Origin of the sequence: Tardiphaga sp. 285_C5_N1_2 (genome assembly GCF_052076065.1) — a bacterium.
GTDB lineage: Bacteria > Pseudomonadota > Alphaproteobacteria > Rhizobiales > Xanthobacteraceae > Tardiphaga > Tardiphaga robiniae.
Genome location: NZ_CP197241.1, coordinates 1380291 through 1401607, shown reverse-complemented (window position 1 = coordinate 1401607; position 21317 = coordinate 1380291). Strand labels below are relative to the sequence as shown.

Here is a 21317-nt window from a genome sequence, read left to right as displayed (position 1 = left end):
CAAAATGCCGACGTAGGTTTTTGCATCACGCAAACATGCGTAGTTTGACAGGGTCAGGAGCGGAGTAGTGGCAGGGCGGCAGCGTATCGACCGCGTGAGACGCCAGTACAATCAATGGGTCGCCAACCAGACCCTGGAGGATTACGCACTCCGCTTCACGGCGAAGAGCGCCAGGCGCTGGTCCGCCGCGCGGGTCGCCAACACGGCATTGGGCGCCATCTCGTTTCTCGCCCTCGAGGCCATCGGCGGCACCATCACCATCAATTACGGCATGACCAACGCCACGGCAGCGATCCTGGTGGTCAGCGTCATCATCTTCTGCTGCGGATTGCCGATCGCGTATTATGCCGCAAAATGCGGCATTGATATCGATCTCCTCACCCGCGGTGCCGGTTTCGGCTATATCGGCTCGACTGTTACCTCGCTGATCTATGCGTCTTTCACCTTCATCTTCTTCGCCATCGAGGCGGTCATTCTCGCCTCGGCGCTGGAGATGTGTTTCGATATTCCACGCCCCATCGGCTACCTGATATCGGCCGTGGTCATCATCCCGCTGGTGACCCATGGCATCACGCTAATCAGCCGTTTTCAGCTCTGGACCCAGCCGATCTGGCTGGTGCTCAACCTGCTGCCTTTCGCGGCCATCGCCTATGCCAGCCGTGACTCCTTCGTGGCCTGGACCAAATTTCCGGGCGACCACGGCAGCGCCGCCGGTCATCTCGATCTCCTGCTGTTTGGCACGGCCGCTTCGGTCGTATTCTCGCTGGTCGCGCAGATCGGCGAACAGGTCGACTTCCTGCGCTTCCTGCCGCGCGACCGCCGCAGCTCGCGTGCGAGCTGGTGGGTGGCGCTGCTGTGCGCGGGCCCGGGCTGGATCATTGTCGGCGCGATCAAGCTGCTGGCTGGCTCGTTCCTCGCCTATTTCGCACTGACCCACGGCGTTTCGGCCGAGCACGCCGCCGAGCCCGCCCATATGTATCTCGAAGCGTTTCGCTATGTGCTGTCGCAGCCTGATCTGGCGCTCGCTTTGACAGGAACCTTCGTGATCCTGTCGCAGCTCAAGATCAATGTCACCAACGCCTATGCGGGCTCGATCGCCTGGTCGAACTTCTTCTCGCGCCTCACCCACAGCCATCCCGGCCGCGTCGTCTGGCTGGTGTTCAATGTGCTGGTCGCGCTGCTACTGATGGAAATCGGCGTCTACAAGGCGCTGGAGCAGACGCTGGCGCTGTACTCGAACGTTGCGATTGCATGGGTCGGCGCGCTGGTCGCCGATCTCGTCATCAACAAGCCGCTCGGGCTGCGTCCGCAGCAGATGGAATTCAAGCGCGCACATCTCTACGACATCAACCCGGTCGGCGTCGGCGCCATGCTGGCCGCCACCGTAATGTCGGTCAGCGCCTTCTACGGCCTGTTCGGCCCCACAGCCAAGGCACTGTCGCCGTTCGTAGCCTTGCTTACCGCGCTTGTGACCGCCCCCATCATCGCCTTCGCGACCGGCGGAAAATATTACATCGCCCGCAAGCCGAAGCGCGCCTGGCAGAACATGGCAGCGATCCAGTGCTGTATCTGCGAACATTCGTTCGAGCCCGAGGACATGGCCCACTGCCCGGCCTATGCCGGCCCGATCTGCTCACTGTGCTGCTCGCTCGATGCGCGTTGCCACGATCTCTGCAAGCCTCATGCGCGGATCGACGCACAGATGTCGGCGACGTTCGGCAAATTGCTGCCAGAGCCGATCCTGGCCCGGCTCAATTCGCAGCTCGGCCATTATCTTGGCGTGTTCATGATCGCTGCCGGTCTCGTCGGCCTGACGCTCGGACTGATCTATCTGCAAACCTCCGCCGCATCGCCGGGAGACAGTGCGCAGGTCTCGGAAGTGCTGTGGAAAGTGTTCTTCGCGCTGGCGATCATCATCGGCGTGGTGGCATGGCTATTCGTGCTGGCCAAGCAAAGCCGTCGCGCGGCGGAAGCCGAAACCAAGCGGCAGACTACTTTGCTGATGCAGGAAATCGACGCGCACAAGCGCACCGATGCAGAACTGCAGCGCGCCAAGGAGGTCGCGGAATCCGCCAACCTCGCCAAGAGCCGTTATGTAGTGGGCCTGAGCCACGAGCTGCGATCGCCGCTGAATGCGATCAGCGGCTATGCGCAGCTCCTGGAGCAGGACGAGAGCCTGCAGACGCGCCCGCGGGATCAGGTTCGCGTCGTCAAGCGCAGCGCCGACCATCTCTCCGGCCTGATCGACGGCATTCTGGATATTTCAAAGATCGAGGCGGGGCGCCTGTATCTCTCGCGCGACGAAGTCCGTCTCACCGATTTCCTCGATCAGCTCGTCGGCATGTTCCGGCTGCAGGCCGCGGCCAAGGGCATCGACTTCGTGTTCCGGCGGCCGAACATCCTGCCGACCGTGGTTTATGCCGACGAGAAGCGATTGCGGCAGATCCTGATCAACCTGCTCTCCAACGCTATCAAATTCACCCAACAAGGCAGCGTGCAGTTCGTGATCCATTATCGCAGCCCGGTCGCCGAATTCGAGATCATCGACACTGGCCCGGGCATCCGGCCGGATGATCTCGAACGCATCTTCGCGCCGTTTGAGCGTGGCGCGCTCGGCGCGGCGCAGCCGCATACGGGCACCGGCCTGGGTCTCACGATCTCGAAACTGCTTGCGGGTGTGATGGGCGGCGATATCCGCGTTAGCAGCGAGGTCGGCACCGGCAGCACGTTCCGCGTCAAGATGCTGTTGTCCGAAGTGACCAACCCGACGCGTATCGCGCCGGTGGACGCGCCGATCTATGGCTATCACGGTATCAGAAAGACCATTCTGGTCACCGACGACGATCCGACGCAGCGCGACCTCTTGCGTCAGGTGCTGACGCCGCTGGGCTTCATTCTTCTGAGCGCGCCCGATGGCCAGGCCTGCCTCAGCCTCGCCCAGCACTGCCGGCCCGATCTGTTCCTGCTGGATATTTCCATGGCCGGCATGGACGGCTGGACCGTCGCCGAAAGGCTACGGTCGTCGGGCCATCATCAGGCGCGTATCCTGATGGTCTCGGCCAGCGCGCTGGAAGCCCATGGCACGCCGCTCGCCCAGCCATTCCATGACGGCTACCTCATGAAGCCGATCGAACTGCCGCGGCTGCTGGAACAGATCGGCCAGCTCCTGAAGATCGAATGGCAATACGAACGCGACGAAGTGGCTCCGCTGCCGCAATGGACGCCGAATAGCGGCGCCCGGCCGCCCGTGCATCATGTAGAGGAACTCATTAGCCTCGGGCAGATGGGGCACATTCGCGCCATCCAGTTGAAGCTCGACGAGATCGGCAATGAACACCCCGAACATGCCGACTTCGTCGCGCAGATGCGCTCGCTGATCGATCGCTTCGACCTCGATCAATACATGGCCACTTTGAAGACGCTGTACACCTATGACCACTGAATCAAAAAAACGCGACGTCGCGCTGGTGGTCGATGACTCACCGGAAACATTGCGGCTGCTGACTGATGCCTTGGACGGCGCCGGCATGACCGTGATGGTGGCCATGGACGGCGCTGCAGCGATGCGCATCGTCGAACAGATCACGCCGGACATCATCCTGCTGGATGCCGTCATGCCGGGAATCGACGGCTTCGAAACCTGTCGCCGGCTGAAGCGCGACGCGGGCCTTGGCGACGTGCCCGTGATTTTCATGACCGGGCTGTCCGAGACCGAACACATCGTGCGCGGACTTGAGGCCGGCGGCGTCGATTACGTCACGAAGCCGATCATCATCGAGGAAATGCTGGCGCGTATCCGCGTGCATCTCGCCAATGCGCGGCTGACGCAGAGTGCGCGCACCGCGCTCGATGTCTCCGGGCGCTTCCTCCTTGCCGTGAGCAACAAGGGCAATATCCTGTGGGCCACACCGCAGGCGCAGAAATTGCTCAGCGATCACCTGATCGCCGCCCCCAATGATGAATTGCTGCTGCCACCGGTCATGATGCAGTGGCTTGAGCAAATGCAGCGGCCGGGCGCCAAACCGGCACCGTCATCGGGCTTTCCGAGCAACGAGCTGCTGCGTCTGCAATATATGGGGAAAGTCGGTTCCGACGAATTCCTGCTGCGGCTCGCCAAGGAAAACGCGCCGACTGCTCCCGCCGAATTCAGCAAGGAGCTTGGCCTCACCGGCCGCGAGGGCGAAGTGCTGTCCTGGCTCAGCAAGGGCAAGAGCAACCGCGATATCGCGCAGATACTCGGCCTCTCACCGCGCACCGTCGACAAGCATCTCGAGCAGATCTACGCCAAACTTGGCGTCGAGAACCGTACCGCGGCTGCGGCAATTGCGGTGAATGCGAGCCACAGACGGCAATAGCCGCGACGTGATCGTCGCGTAGTTCGACCGCTGCTTCGATCAGTCTGATACTGCACCGCACGCGCGGCATCGCGGCGCGTGCTCGCACCTTTCCACGCGAGAATTCGCTATTGACAAACCTTTTCGCCAATATCTAATTATTGAAAAACAGAGAACGAATGGCCCGACACGAGGCCGCATTGGGGAGAGAAACACATGACACGCCAGTTCCTGGTGTGCGCAGCCGCGCTCACGCTTTGGACATCCACCGCCTCCGCTCAGGTCTCCGACGACGTCGTTCGCATCGGCGTTCTCACCGATCTCTCAAGCTGGGGGCGCGACAACAGCGGCCCCGGCTCCGTCGAAGCCGCGAAGATGGCGCTCGACGAATTCGGCCCGACCGTTCTCGGGAAACCGATCGAGATCATCAGCGCCGATCATCAGATGAAGTCTGACGTCGGCATCCAGATCGCGCGCAACTGGTTTGATGCCGGCAAGGTCGATGCCGTGGTCGATATCCCGAACTCCGCCATCGCCATCGCGGTTCATAATCTGGCGAAGGACCGCAACAAGATCGCGCTGCTGTCTGGCCCCGGCGCAAGCACGCTCACGGATGAGCTGTGCAGCCCCAACACGGTCCACTTCACCTACGACACCTATGCGCTTGCGAAGGTGACGGCCTCTGCTGTGGTCGCCGGCGGTGGAAAGTCATGGTTCTTCATCACGGCCGACTACGCCTTCGGCAATCAGCTTGAACAGGACGCGACGCGCTTCATCAAAGCGAGTGGCGGCACGGTGCTGGGCGGCGTTCGCCATCCGACCAATACCGCCGACTTCTCGTCCTTCGCGCTGCAGGCGCAGAACTCGAAGGCTGAAGTCGTCGCCTTCGCCAATGCCGGCCAGGACACTGACAATTCGATCAAGCAATCCGGTGAATTCGGCCTCGTCAAGGGTGGCCAGAAACTGGTCGGCCTGTTGATGTTCGACACCGACGTTCACGCAATCGGACTGGAGGCGGCCCAAGGCACCTACCTCACCACCGCGTCCTACTGGAACATGGATGACAAGACGCGCGCATGGTCGAAGAAATTCTTCGAACGCACCAAGGTGATGCCGACCATGATCCAGACCGGCGTCTATGGCTCGGTGCTGCACTATCTCCAGGCCATCAAGGCTGCCGGCACCGACGATCCGGCCAAGGTAATGACCAAGATGCGCGAGCTGCCGATCGAGGACACCTTCGTGCATGGCGGCAAGCTGCGCGAAGACGGCCGCGTCATTCGCGACATGTATCTGGCCCGCGTGAAGAAGCCGTCGGAATCCAAAGAGCCTTGGGACTATCTCGACATCATCAAGACCGTGAAGGGCGATGACGCCTTCCGGCCCATCTCTGAATCGAAATGCCCATTGCTGAAGAAGTAAGGTCTCATGGCTATTGATCCCAAAGCGAATATCGAGCTCTACGAATGCGACGTGCTGGTCGCCGGCTCCGGCTGCTCCGGCATGTCGGCGGCGATCACCGCCAAGCATAGCGGGCTCGATGTTCTGATCGTCGAAAAGGAGCCGCGGTTTGGTGGCACGACCGCGCGTTCCGGCGGCTGGCTGTGGATTCCCGGCACGTCACTGGCGCGCGCCTGGGGCATCAATGAAGGTCCTGATGAGGCGCGCACCTATCTGCGTCATGAGGCTGGCAACAGCTATGACGCCGCGCGTGTCGATGCGTTTCTCGCCGCAGGGCCCGAAGCCATCGACTTCTTCACCAGCAAGACGGCGGTGCGCTTCGACATGCCGCTGACCTTTCCCGATTACGATGCGGAGGCGCCCGGCGGCAAGCAGGGTGGCCGCTCCATGGTGGCCCGGCCGTTCGACGGACGCGAACTCGGCGACCACATCAAGGATATCGGTGCGCCGCTGCCCGAACTGACGGTGTTCGGCATCATGCTTGGCTCCGGCAAGGACATCATCCACTTCATGCGCGCGACAAAGTCACTGACCTCGGCGGTCTATGTGGCCAAGCGGCTGTCGAAGCATTTCCTGAACGTGCTGCGCTATGGCCGCGGCATGACATTGACCAACGGCAACGCCCTCGCCGGCCGGCTCGCCAAATCGGCCTTCGACCTCAAGATTCCGCTGTGGCTGTCGTCCCCGGTGCGTGAACTGATCATCGAGAACGGCGCGGTCCGCGGCGCGATCATCGAACGCAACGGCAAGCGCATCCGCATCTTCGCACGCCGCGGCGTAGTGCTCGCATGCGGCGGCTTCCCGCACGACATCGAAAGGCGCAAGGCGATGTTTCCGCATGCGCCGACCGGCCGAGAGCACTATTCGCCCGGCCCGACCGGCAATACCGGCGACGGTCTTCGTCTTGCCGAGTCCGTGGGCGCCCATGTCGAGGATTCATTACCGAATGCCGCTGCCTGGGTCCCCGTGTCGGTCACCCACCGCAAGGATGGCAGCAAGGGCGTGATGCCGCACTTCATCGATCGCGCCAAACCCGGCGTAATCGCCGTGATGCGCGATGGCGCCCGTTTCGCCAATGAAGGAAACTCCTACCACGCCTTCGTTCAGCAGATGATGAAGGCAGCGAAGCCCGGCGAGGAGATCGCGGCCTGGCTCGTCTGCGATCATCGCGCGCTGCGGCAATACGGGCTCGGCGCCGTGCCGCCATTCCCGATGCCGATCGGCCAGTATCTGAATTCCGGTTATCTCATCAAAGGTAATACGCTCGAGGAACTCGCGGGCAAGGCCGGCATCGACGCCGGCGGCTTTGTCACCACTGTCGCGCAATTCAACAACACTGCCGCCGAAGGCCGCGATCCCGCCTATGGCAAGGGCTCACGCGCCTATAACCGCTATCAGGGCGATGCCAACCATGGGCCGAACCCCTGCGTTGCACCCATCGAACAAGGGCCGTTCTATGCCATCAAGATGGTGATCGGCGATCTCGGCACCTATGCCGGCATCAGGACCGATGCGCAGGCACGCGCGCTCGATGCCGGCGGTCAGGTCATCAACGGCCTCTATGCGGCCGGCAATGACATGGCGAGCATCATGGGCGGCAACTACCCCGGCGCGGGTATCACGCTCGGCCCCGCGCTCACCTTCGGCTATATCGCCGGCCGCCATCTCGCCGGCACGCCGGTAAAGGCAGCATGATGACCAGCTTCGCACCCGATCTGCTGAAGGGTCAATTGGCGCTTGTAACGGGTGCTGCCGCTGGCAACGGTCGTGCGATTGCGCTGGGTCTGGCTGCACATGGCGCCGATGTCGTTGTCACCGACATCGACCGCGACGGTGTTGCGCGGACGACCAACGATATTGCGGCCACAGGGCGGCGATCGTGGCATCACCATCTCGACGTCACGGACGTCGATGCCTGCCGAGAGCTTGCACAGACCGTCAAAGCGAGTGCCGGCGACATTTCGATCCTGATCAATAATGCCGGCATCATCATTCGCGAGGGCATCGACTCCGAGCACGCGGTTGAGAACTGGCGGCGCGTACTCGACGTCAATCTCAACGGCGTGTTTAACGTCACCCATGCCTTCCTGCCGGCCTTACGCGCCCGGCGTGGCAGCGTGATCAATCTTGCCTCCATCGCCTCTTTCGTCGGGGTCGCCGATACGCTCGGCTATTCGCCGTCCAAGGGCGGCGTGAAGCTGCTGACGCAAGCGCTGGCGCGCGAAGTCGCCAAAGACGGCGTGCGCGTCAACGCCATTGCGCCCGGCGTGATCGAGACGGCCATGACCGAAGCGACACGCAACGATCCCGCACGATTGGCGGGCTTCCTCGGCCGCACGCCGCTGGGCCGCGTCGGCCAACCCGATGAGCTGATCGGCCCCGTCGTCTTCCTTGCCTCCCCCATGGCGTCCTATGTCACGGGCGTCACCTTGCCAGTGGATGGAGGCTTCCTGGCCGTGTAGTGTCGCGGCACTGGTTTGGGGCAAGCATGGCTAAAGAGAGTCGCGGCATACAATCGATCGAGGTCGGTGGTGAATTGCTGCAAGCGCTGGTGCGCAATGGTGAACCGATGATGCTGCGGGATCTGGCGCGCGAGGCCGGAATGTCACCAGCCAAGGCGCATCCCTATCTTGCCAGTTTCTCCCGCATCGGCCTGATCGAGCAGGACCCCTCCACCGGTCGCTATGAATTCGGTGCGCTCGCCCTCGAACTCGGCATTGTGACGCTGCGTCGCCTGTCGGCCGTCCGCGTGGCAACGCCGGCCATCACGGCATTGGCCGGCACCATCGACCACGCCGTCTCGCTGGCGATCTGGGGTACCCATGGACCGACCGTGGTGCGCATGGAGGAGCCCAGTCATCCCGTGCACATCGCCATGCGCGTGGGCTCCACGGTATCGCTGCTCGAGACTGCGACAGGGCGGATATTCGCAGCATTCATGCCACCTGCAACCATCAATGCCGCGCTCACCGAGGATCTCGATCGGCTGTCGATCGGCTACGACCCGAACCGGAAGATAAAAGGCCCGGCCATCGACAAGATCCTCGCTGACATTCGCACGCGCGGGCTGGCCCGCGCCGTCGGCGAGCCCTTGCGCGGCGTCAATGCCTTCTCCGCACCGGTGTTCGATCATAGCGGCGCGGTGGTCCTAGCCGTGACCGCCATGGGCGCGGTCGGGACGTTCGACGTCAACTGGAACAGCCCAATCGCCAGCGCCCTGCTCGATTGCACCAATGCGATCTCGCGTCGGCTCGGCCGCGACGTCAAGGACTGAGCAGCGCAGCAATCTGCGTAAGATGCGTGCAGCGTGCAAAGTTGTCTGACAACCCGACGCGTGGCCTTGTCGCCCCAGTCCATCGTGTTACGATCCCTCAGGCGCATCTCCGGTCCACGGGGAGCGACCATAAAATCACCGCCGGTCAAGGCGGCTCGAGGGAGGATGACACATGGCTCTTTACGGCCCGACACGTCGTGCCTTTGTGCAGGGGGCGCTCGCCACCAGCGCGCTTGGCCTCACCGGCATTCCAGCTTTCGCCGATCCCGCCTGGAAGAAGTATGCAGGCACCACGATTGAAGCCAATCTGATCAAGGGTCCGCGCGGCGAACTGCTGCAGAAATACGCCTCCGAATTCACGGAACTGACCGGCATCAAGGTCGAGTCCGAAGTGATCCCGGAGCAGCAGCAGCGCCAGAAGGCCGTGATCGAGCTCACCTCCGGCAAGCCCAGCTTCGACGTCGTGCATGTCAGCTACCACGTCCAGAAGCGCCAGTTCGAAAAGGCCGGCTGGCTCGCCGATCTCACCGGCTTCATGAAGGATCCGAACCTGACCGCGCCGGACCTGAAAGTGGAAGACTTCTCCGCCGGCGGCCTGCAATTCGCCCAGAACGACAAGGGCGAGATGCACTCGCTGCCGTGGTCGGTGGACTATTTCATCCTGTACTACAACAAGGAGATGTTCGCGAAGAAGGGCGTCGCAGTTCCGAAGACCATGGATGAGATGGCAGCGGCTGCCGAGAAGCTCAACGATCCCGCCAACGGCATCTACGGTTTCACTGGGCGTGGCCTCCGCAACGCCAACATGACGCTGTGGACCAACTTCTTCCTCAACTATGGCGGCGAATTCCTCGATGCCAAGGGCAATATTCTGACCGATGGGCCCGAGGCAATCGAAGCGACCAAGATGTATCAGCGCCTTCTCACCAAAACAGCACCTCCCGGCGTCGCCGGCTTCAACTGGATGGAGTCGATGGCGTCGCTGACACAGGGCCGCGCAGCCATGTGGATCGACGGCGTCGGCTGGGCGCCGCCGATCGAGGATCCCAATGCGTCGCGCGTGGTCGGCAAGATCGGCTACACCGTCGTGCCCGCCGGGCCGAAGGGGCAATTTTCCGCCGCCTATGGCGACGGCATCGGCATCGCCAAGACCAGTACCAAGAAGGAAGCCGCCTATCTCTATTGCCAATGGGCGGTGTCGAAGACCATGGGCGCCCGGCTGTTGCAGAGCGGCGGCGGCGTGCCGTTCCGCAACTCGATCCTCAATGACGAGACGGTGCGCAAGGGCGTCAAGAACCAGGAGTGGCTGGATTCGGTGATCGCCTCGGCCAAGATCAGCAAGCTCGGCCTGCCGGTCATCGTACCCGTCGCCGAATTCCGCGATCTTGTCGGTGCCGCCGTCACCGCGACCCTGGCAGGCGCAGATCCGGCTACCGAGCTGAAGAAAGCCCACGAACAGTTCCGGCCAATCCTGGAGCGCAGCGAAAAATCGTGAGCGAACTGACAGCGGGAAAGGCAGTCGCCAAAACGACCGCAACGGTCGCGGCCGAAACGGCAACGGCCGGAAAGAACGAGTGGCGGCCAATTTCCTATTGGCCGTTCGTGATCCCAGCGATGATCGTCGTCATGGCGGTCATCATCTTCCCGTGGGTCTATACGATCTGGATGAGCCTGCACGAATGGAAGGTCGGCCAAGCGCCGACCTTCGTCGGCTTCGCCAATTATCTCAGGCTGCCAAGCGATGCGCGTTTCGTGGAATCCGTGGGGCACACCCTGGTCTACACGGCGCTGTCAGTCGCGCTGCCGCTGATCCTCGGCACATTGGCGGCAGTGATCTTCAACAACAAGTTTCCGCTGCGCGGCTTCTTCCGCGGGCTCTTCATCCTGCCGATGATGGCGACACCGGTCGCCATCGCCCTGGTGTGGACGATGATGTTCCACCCGCAGCTCGGCGTGCTGAACTATCTGCTGTCGCTGTTCGGCCTGCCGCCATCGCTCTGGGTGTTCCATCCCGCCACCGCGATCCCGTCGCTGGTGCTGGTGGAGACGTGGCAATGGACGCCGCTGGTCATGCTGATCGTGCTCGGCGGCCTCAGCGCCATTCCGACCGAGCCCTATGAAAGCGCGCAGATCGACGGCGCGACCCCGTGGCAGACCTTCCGCTACATCTCGCTGCCGATGATCATGCCGTTCCTGTTCATTGCGGCGATGATCCGCATGATCGACGCCGTGAAGAGCTTCGACATCATCTTCGCCATTACGCAAGGCGGCCCCGGCAGCGCCTCGGAAACCATCAACCTGTATCTCTACAGCGTCGCCTTCGTCTATTACGACGTCGGCTACGCCTCCGCGATCGTGGTGGTGTTCTTCGCGCTCATCGTCGCGCTCGCCGGCGCGCTCTTGCATCTGCGTCAGCGCACCCACTGGAACGAAGCCGGAGGCAGCGCCTGATCATGCGGGACTTTCTCAACAAACTCGGCCTGACCTTCGCCTTCATCGTCATCGTCTCGCCGGCGGTGCTGTTCTTCCTCTGGATGCTGTCGCTATCGCTGAAATTCGAGATCGACAACGCCTCCTATCCGCCGGTCTTCATCCCCGACCGCATCAATTGGGGCAATTACGCTGCCGTCATCGAATCGAAGCGATTCATGACCTATTTCTTCAACACGCTGATCGTCACCGGCTCGGCGACCTTGTTCGCTCTCATCATCGGCGTGCCTGCCGGTTACGGCATCGCGCGCATGCGCGCGCGCAAATCGGCCATCGTGATCCTGATCGCGCGCATCACGCCCGGCCTGTCCTATTTGATCCCGCTATTCCTGCTGTTCCAGTGGCTTGGCTTGCTCGGCACGCTGTGGCCGCAGATCATCATCCACCTCGTGGTCACCGTGCCGATCGTGATCTGGATCATGATCGGCTATTTCGAGACGACGCCGATGGAGCTCGAGGAATCCGCCATCATCGACGGTGCCACCCGCTGGCAGGTGTTCCGTCACGTCGCGCTGCCGATCGCGCGCTCCGGCATCGCCGTTGCCTTCATCCTCTCGGTGATCTTCTCCTGGAACAATTTCGTGTTCGGCATCGTACTGGCGGGACGGGAAACGCGGACACTGCCGGTCGCGGTCTACAACATGATCTCGTTCGATCAGTTGAGCTGGGGGCCGCTGGCGGCGGCCGCCCTGATCGTGACGTTGCCGGTGCTGCTGCTGACGATGTTTGCACAAAGGCAGATTGTGGCGGGACTGACCGCGGGCGCGGTGAAGTGACGAGTTAACTTGCAGCAACCTTGCGCTGCTCATCGGGCGCAGTTTCGCTCGCGGCAATCAGGCGCTTGAGCTCCGGTATGCACGAGCCGCAATTGGTGCCGGCCTTGAGCTTCGCGCCGATCTCCGCTGCCGTCCCCGCACCGGCTGCGATGGCATCGCAGATCGTGTTGCGGCCGACGCCGAAGCAGGCACAGACGATGGGTCCTGCACTCGCAGCACCATCTGCGGACTTTCCGGAGAGCAGCGTACGGCGCTGGTCGTCGCTCACGGCCTCGGCCGCGAACAATTCCTTCACGGCATCCCAGGAGAGCGCCCCTTCCGTCGGGCCGATGAACAGACAGATCTCGATCCCGTCATCCTTGAACGACACCGCGCGATACACACCTTGGCCCGCGTCTTCGTATTCAGCGGCATCATCGCCCAGCAACGGCTTCAGCCAGTTCTGCCAGGTCTCGACATCGGTATTGTCCGAGAGCAGATAGCCGACGCCGCCCGTGACTGCGACGCGCGCCCATTGCACGCCGAACGGCATCTCCAGCGGACTACGCGAGAGCACGAAACCACGCTGTGCAAACACCGCAGGTGCAATCGCCACCGGCGTCGCCTTGTTCTCGGGCTGACCGGAGAATGGATCGGTGATCGGCGCGACAAGTCCACCGACACGCGCGAATCCTGCGGTCTCGTCGTTCCAGTGGATCGGCGCGAACAGCATGCCGCGCTGCTGGCGTTCGCTGACAATGACTTTCAGCACGCATTCGCCATAGTCGGTCGTCAGCCGCGCATGGCCACCATCGACGATCCCGAACTGCGCGGCATCGTCCGGATGGATCTCGACAAAGGGCTCCGGAATATGCTGGCCGAGCCGCGGGCTGAGGCCCGTACGCGTCATCGTGTGCCACTGATCGCGAACGCGGCCAGTGTTCAAACGCAGCGGCCGCTCGATCGACACCTGCGTGCGCAGCTCCGGCGCCTCCGGCGCGATGAAACGCGCGCGCCGGTCATTGGCGTAGAATTGGCCGTCGGCGAAGAAGCGCGCCTGCGGCTTCGTCGTGCCCTGACGCACCGGCCATTGCACCGGGGCCATGGTGTCGAAGGCCTCATCCGAGACTTTCATCAACCCGCCGATATCGAAATCGCGATTGCCGTTGTTCTCGAAGGCCGAAAGGGCGGCGTGCTCGCGAAAAATCTCGGCAGCCGATGTGTAGGCAAATGACGCACCATAATCCAGGCGCTTGGCGACTTCGCTCAGCGCCCACCAGTCCGGCCGTGCCTCGCCAGGCGCGCGCAGAAACGAGCGCTGCCGCGACACGCGGCGTTCGGAATTCGTCACCGTGCCGGACTTTTCGCCCCAAGCCAGCGCGGGCAGCAGCACATGCGCACCGGCATTCACGGTATCATTGGAGCGCACATTCTCCGACACCACGAATAGATCGAGCTTGCTCAGCGCCGCCCGCACGGCATCGGCATCCGGGAGCGACACCGCGGGATTGGTACCCATCACCCACAACGCCTTGATCTCGCCACGGCCGATGGCTTCGAACATCTGCACGGCCTTGAGGCCTTCATGGGTGGCGATATGCGGTGCCTTCCAGAACCGGCGCACACGGTCGATATCGACAGGCGTGAAGCCCATATGGGCTGCGAGCTGGTTGGCGAGGCCGCCGACCTCGCGGCCGCCCATGGCATTCGGCTGGCCGGTCAGCGAGAACGGCGACGCGCCGGTCTTACCGATGCGGCCGGTGGCCAGATGGCAGTTGAGGATCGCATTGACCTTGTCGGTGCCCTGCGCCGACTGGTTGACGCCCTGCGAATACAGCGTGACCACGCGCGGCGTCGCCTTGAACATCTGGAAGAAGGTCGCGACATCGATCTCGTCGAGTCCGGTCGCCTTTGCTGTCGCCGCCACACTGCCAGCGATGGTTCTGGCCCGCGCCAGCGCGTCGTCAAAGCCTGACGTATGCTCATCAATATAGCTGCGATCGAGCGCCCCGTTATCGGCAAGATAGGCGAACAGCCCGCTGAACAACGCGGTATCAGTGCCGGGCTTCAGGCCGAGAAACAGATCGTCATCGCCAACCGTGTCGGTGCGGCGCGGGTCGATCACGACGATCCGCGCGCCCCGCGTCTGCTTGTTGGCCAGCATGCGCTGATACAGCACCGGATGGCACCAGGCGGCATTGGAGCCGACCAGCACCAGCAGATCTGCCTGGTCGAGATCCTCGTAGCACCCCGGCACCGTATCGGCGCCAAACGCACGCCTGTGGCCAGCCACGGATGAGGCCATGCAGAGCCGCGAATTGGTATCGACATTGGCGCTGCCGAGAAAGCCCTTCATCAGCTTGTTGGCGACGTAGTAATCCTCGGTCAGCAATTGGCCGGAAAGATAAAACGCTACGGCACCGCGCCCATGTTCGGCGACGACCTTCCGAAATCCCTCGGCGACATGATCCAGCGCATCGCCCCAGGCGACCTGCACCATCTCGCCATCGTCGCCCCGCATCATCGGATGCAGCAGGCGCTCGTCGAGGCTCAGCGTTTCGCCGAGCGCCGATCCCTTCGAGCAGAGCCGCCCGAGATTGGCGGGATGCGCAGGATCACCCGCAATCGCTGCGCCGCCGTTGCCGTCCGGCGTCGCCAGCACGCCGCAACCGACGCCGCAGTAAGGGCATGTGGTGCGCGTGGCGTGCAGATGCGGATCGACCGCGTTCATCACGCCGCCTCCGCGCGGACGGCGAGTGCGCGGCCGAACATCATCTCGGCGCGGATATCGGAAATATCAGCGCCGCTGCGGATCAATTCGAGATACCACAGCGCATCCTGCGTATCGCCGACCAGCACGGCACCAGTGAGCGCGCCATCTGCGATCACCAGCTTCTTATAGGTGCCGCGGCGAACATCATTGAGCAGCAGCGTCTCGCTGCCTTCGCCCGCCATGAAATCTCCAGCGGAGAACACGCTGACGCCGGAGACCTTGAGATTGGTAGAGAGCACGCTGCCCGTATAGGCAGCGGCCTTGCCCGCGAGATGGCGCGCCAACACCCTGGCCTGCTCATAGGCGGGCTCGACGAGGCCATAGCAGGTTCCGCGATGCTCGGCGCATTCGCCGAGTGCGAAGACGTCGTCGGTACCGGTTGCCATCTGGTCGTTGACGACAATGCCGCGATTGACCGGGATTTCCGCTTCCCTGGCAAGCGATGTATTGGGCCGAATGCCGGCCGCAAAGATCACCGCATCAGCATCAAGCGTGCGGCCATCGGCCAGTTCGACGCTCTCGACACAATCGCTGCCATGAATACGCGCCGTATTGGCATTGAGCAAAATCCTGACGCCCTTGCGCTCGACCAGCGTCTTCAGGAGGTTCGCTGCAGGTGCATCCAGCTGACGTTCCATCAGCCGGTCCATCAGATGGATCAGTGTGACGTCGGCGCCCGCCTTGGCGAGACCATAGGCAGCTTCGAGACCAAGCAGGCCGCCACCGACCACGACGACACGCTTCTTCTGCGCGGCGAGTTCGAGCAGCAGGTCCACGTCGCGGCTGTCGCGGAACACATGCACGCCCTTGAGATCACCACCGGGCACCGGCAGCCGCAGTGCAGATGAACCGGTGGCGATGACCAGCTTTGAGAACGGCACACGCTTGCCGGTCGATGTTGTAACCTCGCGCGCGGCCATATCGATGGCAGTCGCCGTTGCGCCGTATTTCAGCGTGACGCCGCGGTCGCGCCACCAGGCAGCAGGCTTCAGCTCGATCTCCTGGGATGTCGCCTCACCCGCCAATACCGACGACAGCAAGACGCGATTGTAGGCGAGCCGTGGTTCGTCTCCGATGACGGCGATGGCGTATCGACCGAGCGCGCATTTCGCCAGCTCGTCCACGAGCCGAGCCGCTGCCATTCCGTTACCAATGATGACCAGCGGCTCGCTCACGTCATATCCTTACTCGGCCGCCTGCGCTGTGCCGTAGGCTTCAGAAATCATGTAGCCGGACAGCGTGCCATAGGCTGCGGTCCAGGCTGCGGCGAGTTCGGGCGTCCATGCGTCGCCGAGGCCCTTCTCCAGGGTCCACAGCAGCGCACCGCCGACGATCGGATAATGTTCGGCCTTTACGCCGTAGGCCACGTGCTGCTTGGCGAGCGCGCTCGCTGCAGGCAATACAGTTTCGAGTCGCGTCAGTCCGGTGACGACGACGCCAAGCGTCGCCATCAATTTGCGACCCTGCTCCTTCATGTCGCCGCGAAACATCGGCTTCACTTGCGGGGCAACCTCGAAGAGGCGGCCGTAGAACAATTCCGCAGCCACATCGGAAATCGGCGCGACTTTCTTGAAACTATCCTGAACCAGAGCGACGTCGGACGCATTCATGCTAACTCTCCTTGCAGTGGAAGGTGAGCTTGTGTGTCGCGCCGCGTGAGCAAATGTTCAGCGCGCGATAAAATGCGATGTGGTTCTAGTGATAGGCCGCAGAAATCATGCGCGCCGCCAGGAAATTGTAGACCTTGTGCCACGAGGCTTCGACCTCGGGCGTCCAGCGCTCGCCAAGCCCCTGCCCCAGACTCCAGAACAGCGCCTCGCCGACAGACTCGTAGTGCGCGGCTTCCACGCCATAATGCACGTGGTCTTTCGCGAGCTTGCCGATCACCGACAACAGACCTGTGATGTTGTCGAGACTGCCGACGATCACCGCAAGCGTTGCGATGAACTTGTGCTTGAGCTGCGCCATGTCGCCGCGAAAGAGCGGGCGTGTTTCCGGCAATGTCTCGAACAGCCGCGCATAAAACAGATCCACCATGACCGAGGAGTTCGGCCACATCTGATCGAATGAGGATTGCACGCGCATGATTTCTTCGCGCGTCAGGCCTATCGAACGACTCATGATTTGCAGCTATCCGGAAAGTCTGAGCCGCATTCATTCGGTTTATCCTCGGAAGTCAAGAGGTAACAAGATGCTTACGCGGCCTCGACGAACTTGTGGCGCTCATACAGGAATTCGAGCACGCGCTTGCGGCAGTCGAGATAGACCGGGTTACTCGCCAGTTCGAGACGCTGACGCGGTCGCGCGAGCGGCACATCGAGGACTTCGCCGATGGTCGCCGATGGTCCGTTGGTCATCATCACGATGCGGTCCGACAGCAGCACGGCTTCGTCCACGTCATGGGTGATCATGACGATGGTGTTGCCGAGCTTCTGATGCAGCGCCATTACCGAGTCCTGCAAATGCGCGCGGGTCAGCGCGTCGAGCGCACCGAACGGTTCGTCGAGCAGCAGCACCTTGGGCTCCATTGCGAGCGCACGGGCAATGCCGACGCGCTGCTTCATGCCGCCGGAGATTTCCGAGGGGCGCTTGTCCTTGGCATGGGTCATCTGCACGAGATTGAGATTGTGCATTGTCCATTCGTCGCGCTCAGCGCGGGACTTTGTCTTGGCAAACACCTTGTCCACGCCAAGACGGACGTTCTGATAAACCGTCAGCCACGGCAGCAGGCTGTGGTTCTGGAACACGACGGCGCGATCGGGGCCGGGCGAATTGACTTCGCGATCCTCAAGGATCACGCCGCCCATCGTTGCGCGCGTCAGGCCGGCGATGATGTTGAGCATCGTCGACTTGCCGCAACCGGAATGGCCGATGATCGAGATATACTCACCCTTGCCGAGGCTGAGGTTGATGTCCTTCAATACTTCGGACGAGACCTTACCGCGGGTGAACAACTTGTCGACGTGGTCGAGCTTCAGATATGCCTTCATGATATCTCTCCTTAGCTGACCCAAATGTTAGCTGACTGAAGTGCCGTGGGTGACGAGCTTGCCGAGGGCGGCGATCAGGCGATCGAGCACGAAGCCGACGATGCCGACATAGAACAGCGCCAGGATGATCTCGCTCATATGCGAGGAATTCCAGGCGTCCCAGATGAAGAACCCGATGCCGACGCCGCCAATCAGCATTTCAGCCGCGATGATTGCGAGCCATGACAGGCCGATACCAATGCGCAGACCGGTGAAAATATAGGGCGCAGCCGCCGGCAGCATGACTTTCCAGAAAAATTCCACCGGATTGAGCTGCACCACGGCGGCGACGTTGCGATAGTCCTGCGGAATATTCCGGATACCGACAGCCGTGTTGATGATGATCGGCCAGATCGAGGTGATGAAGATCACGAAGATCGCCGACGGCTGACCATCCCGGAAGGCCGCGAGCGCCAGCGGCAGCCAGGCCAGCGGCGGAATGGTACGCAACACCTGGAAGATCGGATCGAGGCCACGCATGGCCCAGACCGACTGGCCAACCAGCGTGCCAAGCGCGATGCCGACGACGGCAGCGAGCGAGTAACCGTAGGCCACGCGCAGGAGACTGGCCGAGATATGCCAGAACAGCCCCTTGTCCAGACCGCCATTGTCGAAGAACGGATCGAAGATCAGCTCCTTGGTGTCCTTGTAGACCTTAGAGGGCGGCGGGAGCGTTGATCCGGTGCGCCGGCACAAGAGCTCCCACATCACACCGAGCAGGAGGACGACGATCAGCGGCGGGATGACCCGCGCCGCTGTCTCTTTCGCCATCTTGGCGTATCTGTCGAAACTTACCGGCTGCTTGGGAGACAGTGCGACGCTCGCCACCGGCGGCTTCGCCAGTGCCGTTGCCGGCTCCGTCTTGATAGCTTGCATGTTCATCGCACTGTCTCCGTCATTTCAGCTAGTCCGCATCGGTCCCAAACGTGTGTCTCAGGCTTCGACGCGCTTGATGGCGAGCGACTTGAGGTAGGCTGCCGGATTTTCGGGATCGAAGACCTTACCGTCGAAGAAGGTCTCCTTGCCGCGCGAGGTCGAAGTCGGGATTTCGGCGGCAGCGACGCCCATGGTCTTCGCCGCGTCACGCCAGATATCCTCGCGGTTGACCTTGGCGATCAGCGCCTTCGAGTCGAAGCCGGGCTCGTATTTGCCCCAGCGGATGTCCTCGGTCATGAACCAGAGGTCGTGGCTCTGGAACGGATAGGACGCGAAGTCCTTCCAGTACTTCATGATATGCGGCGAGTTCTCGACCACCTTGCCGGTGCCGTAGTCGAACTTGCCACGGGCGCGATCGAGGATGTCCTCGACCGGGCAGTTGATCCACTGCCGCTTGCCCATGATGGTGGCGAGCTCTTCCTTGTTCTCCATCTTGTCGGCCCACTGCTGGGCTTCCATGATGGCCATGGTGATGGCCTTCGCCGCCTTCGGATTCTTGTCGACCCAGGCCGCGCGCATGCCGAGCGACTTCTCCGGATGCTTGTTCCAGATCTCGCCGGTGTTCACCGCGGTGTAGCCGATCTTCTGGTGCACGAGCTGGCCGGGCCACGGCTCACCGACGCAGAACGCGTCCATGGTGCCGACCTTCATATTCGCCACCATCTGCGGCGGCGGCACGGTGATGGTCTCGACATCCTTGTCGGGATCGATGCCACCGGCGGCGAGCCAGTAGCGGATCCACAGGTCATGGGTGCCGCCCGGGAAGGTCATCGCCACCTTCACCGACTTGCCCGCAGCCTTCTTCTTCTCGAACGCGGCTTTCAGCGGCGCGACATCGAGGCCGACCTTCAGATCGGCATATTCATTGCCGACCGAAATGCACTGCGCATCGAGATTGAGACGCGCAAGGATGTACATCGGCGTCGGCTGATTGTTCTGGGTGACCTTGCCCGACGAGATCAGATACGGCATCGGCGTCAGGATATGCGCGCCATCGATGCCGTTGCCTTCGGAGCCGAGCACCATGTTGTCGCGCAGCGTGCCCCACGAGGCCTGCTTCGACACTTCCACATCGGGCATGCCGTATTTGGCGAACAGGCCCTTGTCCTTGGCAACGAATAGCGGACCGGCATCGCTCAGCGCGATGAAGCCGAGCTTGGCGCCTTTCACTTCGGGCCCGGCATCCTGCGCGAAAGCGCCGCCGGGGAAGTTCAGTCGGGCGGCCGCGAGCAAGGCAGCGGTTCCCGCGCCGGCTTTCAGAAGCTGACGGCGGCTGATCTTGCGGCCCGGCTTGTTGGTCTCTGACTTCGTCATGTGCTGCTGTCGTCCTTTCGCGCCTCGGATCGCCTGCACCGTCATTGGCCCCTCGTCACAGCGCACCTTGGGTCGAAGGCGTACGGACATAGCGGCGCGTCTGGGGGAAGCCCCATGATGGCAATGCTGGCTGGTGATTGATTGTGACGGCTACAATGGCGTCGCTAAGAACTATTCAAAGTTCGTGCCAACCGCTGCCTGATGGAAATTTCGATAAATTGCAGTCACTTACCTAAAGGCAACGAGACCAGCGCAGAGAACCACGCGCATCGAAAATTTGCGGGACGCTCATTTATTGTGCGACGCACGCGGAATAGGCAGCGAATTGTGAGGTACTATTTTGCCGACTTCATCGGCATGCCGACCCGTGGATCGGTGCTATCAACCGGATCCAATTTCTAGCGAACGGACCGCTTCATGCCGACCATTCCGGTGATCACCGAACCTGCCCTCTCGTCGCTTCGAAAGGCAATCAGCACCCTGAAGGCGGCGACCGTGGTGTCCGCGGCAGCGATCCTGTCTCAGGGCAAAAGCGACCTCGAAGCGAATGCGGCGGCAGCGTTCGGTCATTTCGAGGATGTCTCACGGCAACTTCATATGTTCCGAAAAGCTGTCCTTGAGGACGCGCTGATACCGACCAAAGACAACGCTGTCACTGTGGATGTCGATATCGATGCTCTCGATCGCGCCGTCGACGATGTCGATCTACAGATCGCACAAACCAAGAACGCACTCCACGCAGTCGTCGAGAGTTCTGATCGCAGCGGGCTCGAGGCGTTTGCCGAGCGCATCGGCGAACTCGGCCGCGCGCTGTTAGGCATGGTCACCCTCATCGCGCCATCGGCCGCACACGGCGACGCACCGTTTCTGTTCGATCAGTTCTTCCTTGAGTCGCTGCAGGAACTCTCGCAACGCGACTGGAGCGCGACCTGACCGCAGATCGCAAGACTG

The 21317-nt window shown here is 62.2% G+C and carries 17 protein-coding genes; 10 read left to right on the top strand and 7 right to left on the bottom strand.

The window, feature by feature from the left end; all coding sequences use genetic code 11:
* The first annotated feature begins 67 nt into the window (after positions 1–67).
* The 9 genes from AB7951_RS06545 (at position 68) to AB7951_RS06505 (ending at position 12335) form a co-directional block, all read left to right on the top strand.
* A complete protein-coding gene (locus AB7951_RS06545; protein ID WP_120291445.1) occupies positions 68–3442 on the top strand; it encodes an ATP-binding protein in 3375 nt (1124 codons plus the stop codon).
* Entirely contained in the window at positions 3432–4355 is a 924-nt protein-coding gene (locus tag AB7951_RS06540) for a response regulator (protein ID WP_089265236.1), read from the top strand. Before AB7951_RS06545 ends, AB7951_RS06540 begins: the two co-directional genes overlap by 11 nt.
* A 195-nt stretch (positions 4356–4550) precedes the next feature.
* Entirely contained in the window at positions 4551–5756 is a 1206-nt protein-coding gene (locus AB7951_RS06535) for an ABC transporter substrate-binding protein (protein ID WP_120291447.1), read from the top strand.
* A gap of 6 nt (positions 5757–5762) precedes the next feature.
* Positions 5763–7490, top strand: coding sequence for an FAD-dependent oxidoreductase (locus AB7951_RS06530; protein WP_120291449.1), 1728 nt, complete (start codon positions 5763–5765; stop codon positions 7488–7490).
* On the top strand, positions 7487–8257 hold the full coding sequence (locus AB7951_RS06525) for a glucose 1-dehydrogenase (protein ID WP_199712100.1): 771 nt from the start codon (positions 7487–7489) through the stop codon (positions 8255–8257). The genes AB7951_RS06530 and AB7951_RS06525 overlap by 4 nt, the downstream gene beginning before the upstream one ends.
* A gap of 26 nt (positions 8258–8283) precedes the next feature.
* Entirely contained in the window at positions 8284–9069 is a 786-nt protein-coding gene (locus AB7951_RS06520; RefSeq protein WP_120291451.1) for an IclR family transcriptional regulator, read from the top strand.
* Positions 9070–9241: 172 nt separating this feature from the next.
* The gene (locus AB7951_RS06515; protein WP_089265241.1) at positions 9242–10564 is read left to right on the top strand and encodes an ABC transporter substrate-binding protein; all 1323 of its coding nucleotides are present in this window, start codon (positions 9242–9244) and stop codon (positions 10562–10564) included.
* A complete protein-coding gene (locus AB7951_RS06510; RefSeq protein ID WP_439061824.1) occupies positions 10561–11520 on the top strand; it encodes a carbohydrate ABC transporter permease in 960 nt (319 codons plus the stop codon). The genes AB7951_RS06515 and AB7951_RS06510 overlap by 4 nt, the downstream gene beginning before the upstream one ends.
* A gap of 2 nt (positions 11521–11522) precedes the next feature.
* On the top strand, positions 11523–12335 hold the full coding sequence (locus AB7951_RS06505) for a carbohydrate ABC transporter permease (protein ID WP_172980293.1): 813 nt from the start codon (positions 11523–11525) through the stop codon (positions 12333–12335).
* 4 nt (positions 12336–12339) lie between these two features.
* On the opposite strand, the gene AB7951_RS06500 is transcribed toward AB7951_RS06505, so the two are convergent.
* From AB7951_RS06500 to AB7951_RS06470, 7 genes are all read right to left on the bottom strand, one after another.
* On the bottom strand, positions 12340–15045 hold the full coding sequence (locus tag AB7951_RS06500) for a nitrate reductase (RefSeq protein ID WP_120291891.1): 2706 nt from the start codon (positions 15043–15045) through the stop codon (positions 12340–12342).
* Entirely contained in the window at positions 15045–16262 is a 1218-nt protein-coding gene (locus tag AB7951_RS06495; protein WP_120291453.1) for an FAD-dependent oxidoreductase, read from the bottom strand. The genes AB7951_RS06500 and AB7951_RS06495 overlap by 1 nt, the downstream gene beginning before the upstream one ends.
* A 9-nt stretch (positions 16263–16271) precedes the next feature.
* The gene (locus AB7951_RS06490; RefSeq protein ID WP_120291455.1) at positions 16272–16697 is read right to left on the bottom strand and encodes a globin family protein; all 426 of its coding nucleotides are present in this window, start codon (positions 16695–16697) and stop codon (positions 16272–16274) included.
* Positions 16698–16782: 85 nt separating this feature from the next.
* Positions 16783–17208 (bottom strand): globin family protein, encoded by a 426-nt coding sequence (locus tag AB7951_RS06485; protein ID WP_089265244.1) that lies wholly within the window; start codon positions 17206–17208, stop codon positions 16783–16785.
* 74 nt (positions 17209–17282) lie between these two features.
* Positions 17283–18077: an ABC transporter ATP-binding protein gene (locus tag AB7951_RS06480; protein ID WP_120291457.1), complete on the bottom strand. Its 795-nt coding sequence runs from the start codon at positions 18075–18077 to the stop codon at positions 17283–17285.
* A gap of 27 nt (positions 18078–18104) precedes the next feature.
* Positions 18105–18998, bottom strand: coding sequence for a nitrate ABC transporter permease (gene ntrB, locus AB7951_RS06475; RefSeq protein ID WP_093756668.1), 894 nt, complete (start codon positions 18996–18998; stop codon positions 18105–18107).
* Between the two features lie 51 nt (positions 18999–19049).
* Positions 19050–20366 carry a CmpA/NrtA family ABC transporter substrate-binding protein gene (locus AB7951_RS06470; RefSeq protein WP_089265247.1) on the bottom strand — a complete coding sequence of 439 codons (1317 nt, stop codon included), beginning with the start codon at positions 20364–20366 and terminating at the stop codon, positions 19050–19052.
* Between the two features lie 417 nt (positions 20367–20783).
* Between AB7951_RS06470 and AB7951_RS06465 the strand changes: the two genes are divergently transcribed.
* On the top strand, positions 20784–21299 hold the full coding sequence (locus tag AB7951_RS06465; RefSeq protein ID WP_120291459.1) for a hypothetical protein: 516 nt from the start codon (positions 20784–20786) through the stop codon (positions 21297–21299).
* Positions 21300–21317: the final 18 nt, after the last annotated feature.

Bases quoted from the DNA above. Each gene is read 5' to 3' on its own strand.
- AB7951_RS06540 (WP_089265236.1), top strand. From the start codon at position 3,432: ATGACCACTGAATCAAAAAAACGCGACGTCGCGCTGGTGGTCGATGAC.
- AB7951_RS06535 (WP_120291447.1), top strand. From the start codon at position 4,551: ATGACACGCCAGTTCCTGGTGTGCGCAGCCGCGCTCACGCTTTGGACA.
- AB7951_RS06530 (WP_120291449.1), top strand. From the start codon at position 5,763: ATGGCTATTGATCCCAAAGCGAATATCGAGCTCTACGAATGCGACGTG.
- AB7951_RS06525 (WP_199712100.1), top strand. From the start codon at position 7,487: ATGATGACCAGCTTCGCACCCGATCTGCTGAAGGGTCAATTGGCGCTT.
- AB7951_RS06520 (WP_120291451.1), top strand. From the start codon at position 8,284: ATGGCTAAAGAGAGTCGCGGCATACAATCGATCGAGGTCGGTGGTGAA.
- AB7951_RS06515 (WP_089265241.1), top strand. From the start codon at position 9,242: ATGGCTCTTTACGGCCCGACACGTCGTGCCTTTGTGCAGGGGGCGCTC.
- AB7951_RS06505 (WP_172980293.1), top strand. From the start codon at position 11,523: ATGCGGGACTTTCTCAACAAACTCGGCCTGACCTTCGCCTTCATCGTC.
- AB7951_RS06500 (WP_120291891.1), bottom strand. From the start codon at position 15,045: ATGAACGCGGTCGATCCGCATCTGCACGCCACGCGCACCACATGCCCT.
- AB7951_RS06490 (WP_120291455.1), bottom strand. From the start codon at position 16,697: ATGAATGCGTCCGACGTCGCTCTGGTTCAGGATAGTTTCAAGAAAGTC.
- AB7951_RS06485 (WP_089265244.1), bottom strand. From the start codon at position 17,208: ATGAGTCGTTCGATAGGCCTGACGCGCGAAGAAATCATGCGCGTGCAA.
- AB7951_RS06480 (WP_120291457.1), bottom strand. From the start codon at position 18,077: ATGAAGGCATATCTGAAGCTCGACCACGTCGACAAGTTGTTCACCCGC.
- ntrB (WP_093756668.1), bottom strand. From the start codon at position 18,998: ATGAACATGCAAGCTATCAAGACGGAGCCGGCAACGGCACTGGCGAAG.
- AB7951_RS06470 (WP_089265247.1), bottom strand. From the start codon at position 20,366: ATGACGAAGTCAGAGACCAACAAGCCGGGCCGCAAGATCAGCCGCCGT.
- AB7951_RS06465 (WP_120291459.1), top strand. From the start codon at position 20,784: ATGCCGACCATTCCGGTGATCACCGAACCTGCCCTCTCGTCGCTTCGA.